We start from the raw sequence: 13,048 nt of genomic DNA, 5'->3' as shown, positions 1-13,048 counted from the left end.
GGATCAGGCCGCCGCCTCGCAGGGCGAAGGGGAACAGGAGAAGCGCGCCCAGGGCGCAGCGCGTGAAGACGACCATCGACGGGGAGAGGTCATCCCGCCGTCCACCACCAGGTCCGCCCCGGTCACCCACTCCGCCGCGTCGGACGCCAGCCATACGACGGCCCGTGCCACGTCGGCCGGTTCGCCGATCCGCCCGAGCGGGAGGCCCGCGGCGACCTCGGCCTCGCCCGGCTCCCACACGAACCGCGCCATCTCGGTGCGGACAAGGCCGGGGGAGACGGAGTTGACCCGCACCTTCGGAGCCAGCTCGCCCGCGAGCTGCTGGGTCAGCCGCAACAGAGCCGTCTTGCTGGTCCCGTAAGCCCCGACATGGGGTCCCACATGCCCGGCACCCTCTGTACAGATGTTGACGACCGAGCCGCCGTGCTCCCGCATCCATGCCCGCCAGGCGTACTGCACGAGCCGCAGCGGCGCCTCGACGTTCACGGCGAACGTCTCCCGCCACGCCTCCGGATCCAGGTCCATGAGAGGCCCGTACGGCTGGTTCGTCGCCGCGTTGTTCACCAGGATGTCGAGGCGCCCGAACTCGGCCAGGGCCCGCTCCGTGACCTGCCTCAGATGAGCTGGGTCCGCGACGCTGCCCGCCACGCCGATGCCGCCCAGCTCGGCGGCCGTGTCCCGCACCTCGTCCGCGTCCCGCGCCGTCACGCACACCAGCGCGCCGGCCGCGGCCAGCTGTTCGGCGACGGCACGTCCGATGCCGCGTGTGCCACCGGTGACGACGGCGGCCCTGCCTTCCAGACCCGGAGCCTGCGGCTCGTGCGCCTCTTGCCCGTACGACGACGTCATCGCCGTACCGTCTCATGACGGTCCGTCAGTCGACAGCCCCGAGGCGGGAGTTGCGGGCGGCGACGATCTCCAGCACGGTCCGCCAGTCCTCCAGCACGCCCGCGTCGAAGGCGGGGTTGCGGCCCTCCTCGTCCGCCTGGCGCAGCCGGAGCAGATCGTCGTCGGTGCCGGCCTCGGCGCGATGGTGGGTGCGGACCAGCCGGGCGACCCGCTCGCCGAGCAGGGCCCGCACCGCGTCGGCCGCGCAGTCCGCGTGGGCGCTCGGATCGCCGGGGCGCAGCAGCGGGCCGATGGCGTGCACGAGACCCGCCAGCTGGAGCTCCTTGTCGGCGGGGCGGCGCCGCCGCAACAGGGCGGCGGTCTGCAGCGCGTGTTGGTGCAGATCGACGCGACCGCCGCGCAGGCCCGGGGCGTCCCACGAGCCCCGGCAGGCGTGCAGCAGATCCATCAGCTCTTCGACACTGCGCAGCTCCATGCGTCAGTCCTCCCGCAGGACAAGCCGTTGCCGCACGACAGGAGATCATGGGCGCCTTGCGAATCGGCCAACGGGATCTGAACTGCGCCGCCCACTCTTCGCAGATGCTTGCGCGGGTATGGGCCGTCCGGGTGAACCGAAAATCAGTCGCTGTCCGACGAATCGGTGCATAGCATCTGCGGTGGCGGCAAGTGGACTTGGGATAGTTACACCTTGTTTTCAGTCCCTATCGAGCGCGGGCCCGCTCATTTGGTTAATCTGATCCGGACGGACAGCACTACCGGGTTCCACCCACACCCACGTCCGTCCCGGGACAAGCCGGTTCACAACGGCCTGCTCTCACGAAGTACCGGCGCCACCGCGTCCGAACTGCTTTCGACTCACACCCGAGCGGGCGTCAGGAGCCGGACCGTGAAGCGGTCGGCACGTCCCGAGGGTGACCCGACACATAAGGAGTGCGCGGTGACACCAGAGAAGACGGATCTGGAACAGGGTCCCAAGGAACGTACCGAGCGCGCGGGCCACCGGTCCGGCGACATCGGCAGCCTCGACGTGTGGGCCCGGTCGGCCCCGATCCGGCTGGCGGGCTACGAGGACGACCTCGCCGAGCCCCACATCCTGCCCAGCGTCGACTGACGTCCCCCGCGCCCGACACCGGCCGAGCCGGAGAGGGCGCAGGACCCTTGTGATCGTCGTACGCATGGGCGTGCCAGACTGACGCCCATGCAGATCAGAGAAGCCGTGGCCGAGGACTGGCCGCGGATCTGGCCTTTCTGGCACCGCATCGTCGCCGCCGGCGAGACCTACGCCTGGGACCCGGGCACCTCCGAGGAGGCGGCCCGGGCCCTGTGGATGAGTCCGGCGAAGCGCGTCCACGTGGTCGAGAACGAGTCCGGCACGGTCGTCGCCTCGGCCTACGTCACCCCCAACTACGGCGGCCCGGCCGCGGGCATCGCCAACGCGGGCTTCATGGTCGACCCCGACCAGGGGGGACGGGGCTACGGCCGCGCCCTCGCCGAGCACATCCTGGTCACCGCGAAGGCCGACGGCTATCGGGGCATGGTCTTCAACGCGGTCGTCGAGACGAATCCGGCCGTACGGCTGTGGACGTCCCTGGGCTTCACGATTCTCGGCACGATCCCGGAGGCGTTCGAGCATCCGCGGGACGGGCTGGTGGGGCTGCACGTGATGTACCGGGCGCTGTAGGTCTCTGTCCGCTCTGTCCGACGGCGGCTTCAGTCCTTGCGGCCGGTGACGGCGACCGTCACACCCAGGCCGATCATGGAGAGGCCGCCGATGCCGCCGACCATGGACAGGCGGCGCGGGGAGCGTGCGAACCAGTCGCGTGCGGTGGCCGCGACCAGGCCCCAGACGCTGTCGGAGACGAGAGCGATGACGTTGAAGACCAGTCCGAGCAGCAGCATCTGCAGCGGGACATGGCCTTGCGTGCGGTCGACGAACTGCGGGAGCACGGCCGCGAAGAACACGATGGTCTTCGGGTTCGTGACACCGACCGCGAAGCCCTCCCAGAACGTGCGCAGACCGCCGTGCGTCACCCCGCCGTCGGTGAACGCGGCCCGCAGCGAACCCCGTTCACGCCACGCCTTGACGCCGAGGTACACCAGGTAAGCGGCGCCGGCCAGCTTCAGCAGCGTGAAGACCAGGACCGAGCGCTCCACCACGGACCCGACCCCGAACGCGACGGCGACCACCAGCAGATAGGCGCCGATCGTGTTCCCCAGGACAGTCGTCAGCGCGGCCCGGCGTCCCTGCGCGAGCGCCCGCCCGATCACGAACACGACACTGGGGCCGGGGATCACTATCAGCAGGAACGACAGCGCGGCGAACGCGAGCAGACGGTCGGTGGACATCATGCGATCCATGCAAGCACGGGGCGCCGCGCGGCCTCCAGCAGTTTTCCCCGCCCCCCATCGAGGCCGTACTCAGTCCAGCGGTGCCGTCCGCTGCCACGGATGCAGCTTCTCGATCTGCTCCGCCAGCGCTAGAAGCACCGCCTCGGAGCCTGGACGGCCCACCAGTTGTACGGCGCACGGCGCGCCCGAGGGCAGGGAGCCGAACGGGACGGACATGGCCGGCCAGCCGGTGAGGTTCCAAGGAGGCGTCAGCGGCGAGTAGTTGGTGTTGACGAGGACGTTGCGCAGCCAGCCCCGCTCGTCCCACGGCTCGGACTTGGGGGAGCGGCGGGCCAGCGCGGGCGTGAGCAGCACGTCGTACTCGGTGAAGAACGGCTCCATACGCCGGCGCAGCCGGTCCCGGCTGTCGCTGGTGCGGACGCTGTTCACGAAGCGCCGGCCGATCGCCGCGTGCACTCTGGTACGTCGGGTCAGCAGGCGCGGATCCAGGTCCTTGGCGTCGACGGACGTGCCCGCCGTCCAGTGGGCCAGTGAGGTCGTGCTCAGCGACGCCGGGTAGGGCGGGTCCGCGCGCCGGACCTGGTGACCGGCCTTGATCAGCACGCCGGCCGCGCCCCGGGCCGCTTCCCGGTACGGCCTGCTGATCGTGACGCCGAACAGGGGGCTGCGCAGCGAGACGGCGACCTTGCGCATGGCGGGGGCGTCCGGACGTACCGCCCCGGTGTCCGCGAGGATCCCGAAGACCAGCCGCGCGTCCTCGACGGTCGTCGCGAGCGGGCCGTTCTCGGACATGCCGAACCAGTCGCCCTCGCCGATGCCCGCGGGCACCACCCCGTGCCCCGGCTTGATGGTGACCAGTCCGCAGTTGGCGGCCGGTATGCGCAGGGAGCCCATGCCGTCGTTGCCGAGGGCGATCGGCACCAGGCCCGCGGCGACCGCGGCCGCGCTGCCGCCGGAGGAGCCACCCGCCGTGCGCGTGAGGTCCCACGGGTTGCGGGCCGTGCCGTGCACGCCCTCCGTGGTGCCGAAGACGCACAGCTCCGGCACGTTCGTCAGCCCCACGACCACCGCGCCGGCCGCCCGCAGCCGGGCCACCGTCACATGGTCCTCGGCGGCGGGCGTGTCCGGCGTCGCGGCCGAGCCGACACGGTTGGACTCGCCGCGCACGGCGAGGTTGTCCTTGACGGCCAACGGCACGCCCGCCAGCGGCAGTTGAGTCAGGTCGGCGCGGGAGGCGACCTCGTCGGCCTCGGCGAGCGCCGCCCGCGCCCGCACCACTCGGAACGCCCCCACGCGCGGATCGAGCCGCTCGATCCGGTCGAGGTGCTCGGCCACCACCTCCCGGGGTGTGACCCGCTTCTCGCGTACGGCGGCGGCGATCTCGGTGGCGGTCCGGCCGACCCAGCTGGTCACGGAGGCTCCTCGGGAGGCGGTGGGTTCGTTACTCGCGAGTATGGATCGAGGGTACGGGGAGCACTCTGCCTCGGGGCGGGCCGTGCGTCGAGAGTGCCGACGCCGGGACGGTGAGAACGCCGACAACCGGACGGTGAGAACGCCGACGCCCGGACGGTGAGAACGGCGGCTCTCGGACAGGTGGAGAACACCGACTCTTGGACATTCGGGCGGCTCTTCTTGGACTTTTTGCGCTGCGGCGGTGGCGTGCCGTTCGCTGACCTGCGGGTCATCCGATCACTGGCATAACTTCCTTACCTACACGCCTCATTGACAGGCCCCTGAGCTCGCCCAATCATCAGACATCCGATGAATTGGAGCCGCTCATGAATCCGTATCCAAGACGTCAGGTTCTCGGCACCGCGGCTGTCCTCGCCGCCTCGGCCGCTCTCCCGCTCACCACCGCGTCCGGGGCGGACGCGGCCGAGCAGATCGGCGAACAGCCCGGCGAGCAGTCCGGTGCTCGGTCCGGCGGGCGGGACTGGGTCCCCGTCCCCGACGCGGTGCCCGTCCCGCTCGACTCCCTCTACGACAACGACGGCATCGACACCGCCTCGGCGCGCGGCGGCGACTTCGACGGCTCCGGCTACACGTTCCCGGGCGAGGAACTCCCCGCGGGCCCGGTCGAGGTCGACGGCATCCCCTTCCTCTTCCCGGCCGCGACGGCCGGCGCCAAGAACAACGTCGTCGCGCTCGGCCAGCGCGTCGAACTCCCCAAGGGCCGCTATCTGTCGGCCTTCTTCCTCACCTCCGGCAGCTACGGCAACGCCTCGGGCAAGGCCACCGTGCACTACGCCGACGGCTCGACCACCACCGGCGGCCTGGGCGGCTCCGACTGGTACTCCGCGGGCGGTCCGCTCTCCGCGCCCTACCGCTACACGCCGGACGGCACCAAGGACGAGCACACCGTCGGGATCGGCATCTCGGAGGTGTGGACCGATCCGCGGCGCGAGGCGGTCGCGATCACCCTGCCGGTCACCAACCCGGCCGAGGCGAACAAGACCTCCCTGCACGTCTTCGCGCTCTCCCTCCAACCGGTCGCCCAGGGAAGGGCGTTGACCCTGCGGGACGCCCACTCCACGAACTCCCTGCTGGAGTCCAGCGGCGCGCAGAGCGTCGAGGCCACCGTCGTCAACGCGGGCACGGTCGCGATCCTGGCCGGCGACGAGGTGTCCGTACGGGTGGACGTGCCGGGCGCCCGCACCGTCGAACCCGCCCGGGTACGGCGCCTGGATCCGGGCGAGCAGGCGCGCGTGCGGGTCGGCATCCGCAACCGCACCGGCACGGCACCCGGCACCGAGCGGGACGGCACGGTGGCCGTACGCGGCCGTGGCTCCCAAGTCGCCGCGAAGACGGGCCCGTTGACCCTCGGCGTCGCCGACTACCAGCCCACCGAGACCTCCCTCTCCGGCCACCAGGCCCCGTACTGGTTCAACAGGGCCAAGTTCGGCATCTTCATCCACTGGGGCGTCTACTCGGTGCCCGCCTGGGCGCCGGTCGGTGTGCAGTACGCCGAGTGGTACTGGGACCAGATGCAGGACCCGAACAACCCCACGTACGCCCACCACCGGGACACCTACGGGGCGGACTTCGCGTACGACGACTTCATCCCGCGCTTCACCGCAGAGAAGTTCGACCCGCGCGCGTGGGTCGAGCTGTTCCGGGACGCGGGCGCCGAGTACCACGTGCTGACCTCCAAGCACCATGAGGGCTTCGCCCTGTGGGACACCAAGGTCTCCGACCGCAACGCGGTGAAGATGGGCCCGCGCCGCGACCTGGTCAAGGAGCTCTTCGAGGCGTCCAAGCGGTACACGCCCGAACTCCACCGCGGCCTCTACTTCTCGATGCCCGAGTGGTTCAACCCCGACAACCCGTGGATGGGCCACGCCCCGCGCAACCCGTACACGCTGGAACCGCTGCCCTACACGGGTTACACCAGCGGCAAGGACTTCGTGCGGGACTACCAGGCCCCGCAGATGCTGGAGTTGATCCACGGCTACGACCCGGAGCTGATCTGGTGCGACATCGGCGGCGCGAACGACAGCCTCCATGTCCTCGCCGAGTACTTCAACCACGCGAAGAACAGGGCCCGTCCGATCGAGGTCACCGTCAACGACCGCTCGGGGATCGGCTTCCATGACTTCACGACGCCCGAGTACACGACGTACGACAACACGGTCGTCGCCAAGTGGGAGTCCAGCCGCGGGCTCGACCCCCGCAGCTACGGCTACAACCAACTGACCCCGGACTCCGCCTACATGACGACGGAGGAGGTCGTGCACGCCCTCGTCGACATCGTCTCCAAGAACGGCAACTTCCTGCTCGACATCGGCCCGCGCGCCGACGGCACCATCCCGGAGATCATGCAGACCCGGCTGCGCGAGACGGGGCGCTGGCTGCGCGTCAATGGCGAGGCGATCCACGGGACGACGTACTGGTCGAGGATGGCGCAGCTCGGCGACGACCTGCGCTTCACCGTCCGGCCGGACAAGGCGTTCTACATCCACAGCCTGGCCGAGCCGGGCGGCAAGCTCACCGTCGAGGCCCCGGTGCCGATCCGGGCCGGCGACAAGGTGACGATGCTCGGCCACGGCCGACCCCTGAACTGGACCGTGAGCAACGGCGCTCTGGTGATCGACGTCCCCGCGGCGGCCCGGAAGGCGGGTCGGCTCGCGTGGGTCTTCAAAGTGGAGTGGCATGACTGAGCAGAAGAAGAGACGGTTCCGGCTCGCGGGCGTCGTCGCGGCGGCGTTCGCGCTGCTCGTGGCGCCCGTGCCCGCCCTCGCGCAGGAGCAGGCGGCAGCGGTGCCCGTCACCGTGCCCGCGCTCGGCAACTGGGCGCCGGAGGCCGGGAGTTACGTCTTCGGGCACGGTGCTCGGCTGGTCGCCTCCGGCGCCGCCGAGCGCCGGGTCGCCGGCACCCTCGCCGACGACCTGCGGGCCTCGGGCCACGGCAGGGTGCCCGTCGTGGGCGGGACGGCCCGCCCGGGCGACATCTCGATCGACGTCCGGCCGTCAAGTACCCAGCTGGGCAAGGAGGGCTACGAACTCCGGGCCGGGAAGCGCCTGTTGATCACCGGCGCCACCGAGACCGGCGCCTTCTACGGCACCCGCACCCTCCTCCAACTCCTTGCGCAGGGCGACCGGATCCCCGCCGGACGGACCGTGGACGTGCCCCGCTACAAGGAGCGAGGCGTCGGAGTCTGCGCCTGCTACGTGCACATCTCGCTGCCCTGGCTGGAGAACCTCGTCCGCGAGATGGCGTACCACAAGCTCAACCAGCTGCTCCTCGAACTCAAGGTGAAGAGCGACGCCCACCCCGAGGCCAACACCTGGGGCTACTACACCAAGGACGAGATCCGCCGCCTGGTCGCCCTCGGCGACAAGTACCACGTCGAGATCATCCCGGAGATCAACTCCCCGGGCCACATGGACCCTTGGATCGAGAACCGCCCCGACCTCCAACTCACCGACTCCGACGGCAACAAGCAGCCCGCCCGGCTCGACGTCACCCAGCAGGCCGCCTTCGACTACTACACGAGCCTGATGGACGAGCACGCCCAGGTCTTCACCTCGACGTCCTGGCACATGGGCGCCGACGAGTACATGCTGGGCTCCGACTTCGCCAAGTACCCGCAGATGCTGCGGTACGCGCAGGACAAGTACGGCCCCGACGCCACCCCGCAGGACGCCTACGTCGACTTCGTCAACCGCGTCCACGCCTACGCGGCGAGCAAGGGCGTGCGGCTGCGCATCTGGAACGACGGACTGACCGGGGCCAACACCGTGCCGGTCGCGGCCGGCACGACGGTCGAGCACTGGCTCAACGTGGCGGTCAAGCCGAGCGGACTCATCGCGCAGGGCTACCAGGTGGAGAACGCCGCCTACTCGCTCTACCTCGTCCGCGGCGGCTTCCACAGCGACACCGAGTCGCTGTACGAACAGAGTTGGGACCCGCGCAGCTTCGAGGGCGAGAAGGTGGCGTCCAGCGAGGGCATCACCGGCGCGAAGGTCAGCCTCTGGCCGGACAACGGCCGCGGCGAGACCGAGAACGAGGTCGCCGTCGAACTCCGGCCCGCCCTCGACCACATCGCCCAGGCCACCTGGGGCGACCCGCACCCGGACGCCACCTACGACGACTTCACCGCACGCGGCAGCGCGGTGGGACACGCACCGGGTTGGCGGGACCTCACCAAGGTGCCGGTGGCCGACGGTACTTACACCTTCCGGGCATCCGGCACCTCCTTCGAAGCCGAGGTGCGACGCACCGCCGACGGCTACGCGACCCTCCGGACGGCCGACGGCTGTCTCGAAGTGCGCGGCGGCAAGCTCACGCTCAACGTGCCGCTCCAGCCCGGAGTCGAGGCGACCAGGGAGACCTGCGACGACCGGAACACCTTGCAGCGCTGGGAGTTGGAGCCCGTGGCGGGCGGCTACCGGCTCGTCAACGCCATCACGCAGATGGCCGTGAGCCCCGTGGACGGCCGGCTCGTGCAGTACCCGGTCGACCAACGCCCGCCCGCCGTCTGGCACGTGAAATGACGTCCGGCACATGAACTGACGTCCGGCCTTTGATCTGAGGAGCCCTCATGGCCGTCTCCAGACGCCTCTTCGTCACCGCAGCCACCGCCGTCGCCACACTCGCGGTGACCGGCGTCCCCTCGATCGCGGCAGCCGCCGAGGCCGAGGACCCGCGCTACCGCATCCCTGTCTCACCGGACGACAGCCCTGCGGACCTCGTCCGCAAGGCCTCCCAAGTCCGGCCCACCGCACGGCAGATCGCCTGGCAGCGCCTGGAGCGCACCGCGTTCCTGCACTTCGGCGTCAACACCTTCACCGGCCTGGAGTGGGGCACCGGCGACGAGGACCCCGACGTCTTCCAGCCGACCGGCCTCGACACCGACCAGTGGGCCGCGGCCCTGCGCGACGGCGGCTTCAAGCTCGCCATCCTCACCGTCAAGCACCACGACGGCTTCGTCCTCTACCCCTCCCGCTACACGAACCACACGGTGGCGTCGAGCAGTTGGCGCGACGGACAGGGCGATGTCCTGCGCTCGTTCGCCGACTCCATGCGGCGGTACGGCCTCAAGGTCGGCGTCTACATCTCGCCCGCCGACGAGAACCAGTACCTGGACGGGGTGTACGCCAACGGCAGCGCACGCACCGACCGCACCATTCCCACCCTCGTCGACGGCGACGACCGCTCACCGCAGCGGTCGTACAGCCTCCCGGCCACCGACTACGGCGCGCACATGCTCAACCAGCTCTACGAGGTCCTCACCGAGTACGGCCAGGTCGACGAGGTGTGGTTCGACGGAGCCCAGGGGCGCATCCCGCCCGACAAGGTGGAGAACTACGACTGGGACAGCTGGTACACCCTGGTGCGCGCGCTCGCCCCGGACGCGGCGATCGCCGTGACCGGACCCGACCTGCGCTGGGTCGGCAACGAGAGCGGGATCGCGCGCGAGGACGAGTGGAGTGTCGTCCCGGTCAAGGAGAACCAGTACGGCCGCACCGACTGGGCGCTGTCCTACGACGCCCCCGACGAGGGCAGCCGGGACGCCCTGGTGACGGCACAGCCGGTGACGGACTACCTGCAGTGGTGGCCCGCCGAGTGCGATGTCTCCATCCGCGACGGCTGGTTCTACCACACCGACCAACAGCCCAAGTCCGTCGACTACTTGACGGAGATCTTCTTCGGCTCGGTGGGCCGCAACGCCGTGCTGCTGCTCAACGTCCCGCCCGACACGGACGGCCTGCTGCACGGCACCGACGTCGTCCGGTTGCGCGAGTTCCGTGAGCGGATCGAACGCGAGCTGCCCCGGGACCTGACCGCGGGCGCCCACATCACCACGGCGCCGGGCAAGGTCACCGTGGACCTGGGCCGCGAGCGGGAGGTCGACCGCATCCGGCTCGCCGAGGACATCCGGCACGGCCAGCAGGTGGAGAGCGTCGTCGTCGAGGCGTTCCGCGACGGTGGCTGGACGGAGGTCACGGGCGCCGGGACGATCGGCGCGAGCCGCATCCTGTTGCTGCCGACACCGGTACGGGCCCGGCGGTGGCGGCTGCGGGTCACCGCGGCGCGGAGCACCGTACGGATCGCGGAGTTCGGCCTGTATCGGTCGCAGGTGTGAGGGGAGTGGGACCGGGCCCGCATGCGTGAGGTGGGCCCGGGCCTCATGCGAGAGACGGGACCCGGCCTCAGCTGTCCTTGAGGACCTGCTGCAGGAAGGCGACCGAGTCGGCGGCCGGCGTGGCCACGAGGCTGAGGCGGTCCATGACCGAGAGGTAGTGGTCGACCTCCTCGGGCTTGTCCACGTAGAGCGCGCTGGAGAGCTGTTCGAGATAGACGACGTCCGGCAGGTCGGGGACCGGGAACCGCAGGATGGTGACCGGTCCGCCGGCCGCCGCGTGCCCGCCGACGTGGAAGGGCAGCACCTGAAGGGTGACGTTCGGCAGGGCCGCCGCCTCGATGAGGTGCGTCAGTTGGTCGCGCATGACGTCCCGGCCGCCGAGCGGACGGCGCAGCGCCGCCTCGTCGACCACGACCCACAGGCGGGGCGCGTCGGGTGCGGTGAGCAACTCCTGGCGGGTCATGCGCAGTTCGACGCGCCGCTGCACCGACTCCGGGGCGCCGATCGGATGGCCGAGCCGGACGACGGCCTCGGCGTACGCGCGCGTCTGCAACAGGCCCGGGACGAACTGGACTTCATAGGTGCGGATGAGGGAGGCGGCTTCCTCAAGACCCAGGTGCTGCTCGAACCAGCTCGGGAAGGCGTCGCCGTAGGCCCGCCACCAGCCGGGCTCGTTGGCCCGCCGCACCGAGTCCAGGTAGTCCTGCCGTACGTCCGCCTCCTGGACGCCGTACAGCGTCAACAGGTCGGTGATGTCACGGGCCTTGAAGCCGACCCGACCCAGCTCCATGCGGCACAGCTTGGCGTCGGACGCGCGTATCGCGGCGGCCGCCGTGTCGCGGGTGATGCCGAGGGACTCGCGCAGTCGGCGCAGTCGGGTGCCCAGCATGATGCGCTGCACCGTCGGGCCGCCGCGCTGAAGGGTCAGCACCTCGGAACCCGAGGGAACCAGTTCAGGTTGAGCTGCAGTCATGTCCACCCCTCGGCCGCCGCACCGGCACCGTATCCCTGAATGTTCCTGCGTCCCAGACCTCGGAACGTCTCCGGAACCAGAGATTCTGGGGCCTCAACCAAGGAGCGTAGCACCGAGACGTCGAACCACCGCAGGGAGTGATGGGGCCGGAAGGCGGCCGGAGCCCGGCGCCTTCCGGCCATCCGCGGGTGAAGCCGACCTCAACGACCGGGGAGTAGGCCGTCGAAGTCGCCGTCCTTCACGCCGCGGACGAAGGCGGTGATCTCGGCGCTGGTGTAGACGAGCGCCGGACCTTCCGGGTGGCGCGAGTTGCGTACGGCGACGCTGCCGTCCGGGAGGGCGGCGAGTTCCACACAGTTGCCCTCGGGGTTGCTGTGCCGGCTCTTGCGCCAGAGGGCGCCGCCCAGTTGGGTCGCCGGCATGCCGTTCGTCACGTGCTGCATCTGACGCGTCACTCCCACAAAGATCGTCTGCAATTGCATCTTCAATTGCATCCATGGGTGGTGAGCGTGACGATAGCGCCCGGGCCGAACCCCCGCAAGATCGTCTGCAATTGCAGGGGTAATTGCCGATGCACTTGCGTTCGACGGGGGAGGCGGAGCACCATACTCCGCAAGGCGTAGCGCGCGTAGTTGTTCTCTCCGCAGGGGTACCAGGGGTCGCGATGTCCGCAGAGCAAGTCGCACGACCGGTCAACTCCTTGCGGGTCGAGGCGACTTGGGAGTGGCTGTGCCGCGCGGTGGACGACCTGGGCCGACCGGAGCCGGGCGAGAGTCTCACGCTCGCCCCCGCCGCCGGGGATCCCCGCGGACCGGCCCTCTGTTCCGTCCTGGTCGTGCCGCCGGTCACTCAATCCGCCCGGGTCGCAAGGGCGTTCACCTGGGCCGCGCTCGAAGGCCGTATCGCGGACGAGCGCATCGAGGACATGACGGTCACCGTGTCGGAACTGCTGAGCAACGCCCTGCGCTACGGACAACCGCGTGACGGCCACGCGCCCCTGGAGCCGTCCCTGTGGCTCGCCCTGTGGGACCGGTGGTCGTACGCCGTGTGCGGGGTCACCGACGAGAGCGAACGCATCCCGGTCGAGGGGCGGCCCGACGAACTCGCCGAGTCCGGGCGGGGGTTGCAGGTCGTCTCCGCGCTCAGCGACTCATGGGGCTGGAACCTGCGCGCGGCCGGCGGGAAGACGGTCTGGGCGCTCTTTCGGCTGTAGTGCCTCGGCAGAGCAATGGGCCTCGGTGGTCCGACCCGCGGCGGGAGACGTCCGGGCGGTCCTCCTCGGCCGGCCGTC

General features: G+C 70.5%; 12 protein-coding genes. 6 read left to right on the top strand and 6 right to left on the bottom strand.

Annotated elements, in window-relative coordinates; genetic code table 11:
* Positions 1–3: 3 nt before the first annotated feature.
* Positions 4–849, bottom strand: coding sequence for an SDR family oxidoreductase (locus tag ACWDR3_RS44675; protein WP_450358434.1), 846 nt, complete (start codon positions 847–849; stop codon positions 4–6).
* Between the two features lie 25 nt (positions 850–874).
* On the bottom strand, positions 875–1,324 hold the full coding sequence (locus ACWDR3_RS44670) for a hypothetical protein (protein ID WP_450358433.1): 450 nt from the start codon (positions 1,322–1,324) through the stop codon (positions 875–877).
* A 462-nt stretch (positions 1,325–1,786) separates the two neighbouring features.
* Between ACWDR3_RS44670 and ACWDR3_RS44665 the strand changes: the two genes are divergently transcribed.
* Both ACWDR3_RS44665 and ACWDR3_RS44660 read left to right on the top strand, forming a co-directional pair.
* Entirely contained in the window at positions 1,787–1,960 is a 174-nt protein-coding gene (locus tag ACWDR3_RS44665) for a hypothetical protein (protein WP_124002252.1), read from the top strand.
* Between the two features lie 87 nt (positions 1,961–2,047).
* A complete protein-coding gene (locus ACWDR3_RS44660) occupies positions 2,048–2,530 on the top strand; it encodes an N-acetyltransferase family protein (RefSeq protein WP_450358432.1) in 483 nt (160 codons plus the stop codon).
* A 29-nt stretch (positions 2,531–2,559) separates the two neighbouring features.
* Here ACWDR3_RS44660 and ACWDR3_RS44655 read toward each other — a convergent pair whose 3' ends face one another.
* Together ACWDR3_RS44655 and ACWDR3_RS44650 are read right to left on the bottom strand one after the other, a co-directional pair.
* Positions 2,560–3,198, bottom strand: a complete 639-nt coding sequence (locus tag ACWDR3_RS44655; protein WP_450358435.1) for a LysE family translocator — start codon at positions 3,196–3,198, stop codon at positions 2,560–2,562.
* A 69-nt stretch (positions 3,199–3,267) separates the two neighbouring features.
* A complete protein-coding gene (locus ACWDR3_RS44650) occupies positions 3,268–4,611 on the bottom strand; it encodes an amidase (protein WP_450358431.1) in 1,344 nt (447 codons plus the stop codon).
* A 365-nt stretch (positions 4,612–4,976) separates the two neighbouring features.
* Here ACWDR3_RS44650 and ACWDR3_RS44645 point away from each other — a divergent pair, with 365 nt between their 5' ends.
* Genes ACWDR3_RS44645 through ACWDR3_RS44635 form a run of 3 tightly spaced genes read left to right on the top strand, consistent with a single transcriptional unit; the run spans position 4,977 to position 10,784 of the window.
* Positions 4,977–7,355, top strand: coding sequence for an alpha-L-fucosidase (locus ACWDR3_RS44645; RefSeq protein WP_450358430.1), 2,379 nt, complete (start codon positions 4,977–4,979; stop codon positions 7,353–7,355).
* On the top strand, positions 7,348–9,192 hold the full coding sequence (locus tag ACWDR3_RS44640; RefSeq protein ID WP_450358429.1) for a family 20 glycosylhydrolase: 1,845 nt from the start codon (positions 7,348–7,350) through the stop codon (positions 9,190–9,192). Before ACWDR3_RS44645 ends, ACWDR3_RS44640 begins: the two co-directional genes overlap by 8 nt.
* Positions 9,193–9,239: 47 nt before the next feature.
* Positions 9,240–10,784, top strand: a complete 1,545-nt coding sequence (locus ACWDR3_RS44635; RefSeq protein ID WP_450358428.1) for an alpha-L-fucosidase — start codon at positions 9,240–9,242, stop codon at positions 10,782–10,784.
* 67 nt (positions 10,785–10,851) lie between these two features.
* Here the strand turns inward: ACWDR3_RS44635 and ACWDR3_RS44630 are convergent, their stop codons facing one another.
* Together ACWDR3_RS44630 and ACWDR3_RS44625 are read right to left on the bottom strand one after the other, a co-directional pair.
* Positions 10,852–11,757, bottom strand: a complete 906-nt coding sequence (locus ACWDR3_RS44630; protein WP_450358427.1) for a helix-turn-helix domain-containing protein — start codon at positions 11,755–11,757, stop codon at positions 10,852–10,854.
* A 200-nt stretch (positions 11,758–11,957) separates the two neighbouring features.
* Complete coding sequence (locus tag ACWDR3_RS44625; RefSeq protein WP_402344612.1) at positions 11,958–12,200, bottom strand: DUF397 domain-containing protein; 243 nt, start codon at positions 12,198–12,200, stop codon at positions 11,958–11,960.
* Positions 12,201–12,421: 221 nt separating this feature from the next.
* On the opposite strand from ACWDR3_RS44625, the gene ACWDR3_RS44620 reads away from it, so the two are divergent.
* Entirely contained in the window at positions 12,422–12,970 is a 549-nt protein-coding gene (locus tag ACWDR3_RS44620; protein ID WP_450358426.1) for an ATP-binding protein, read from the top strand.
* Positions 12,971–13,048: the final 78 nt, after the last annotated feature.

The sequence above is a fragment of the Streptomyces sp. NPDC001002 genome, assembly GCF_053599215.1.
Note: the sequence above shows the minus strand (reverse complement) of the source record. Positions and strands in the feature narration are given on the sequence as shown.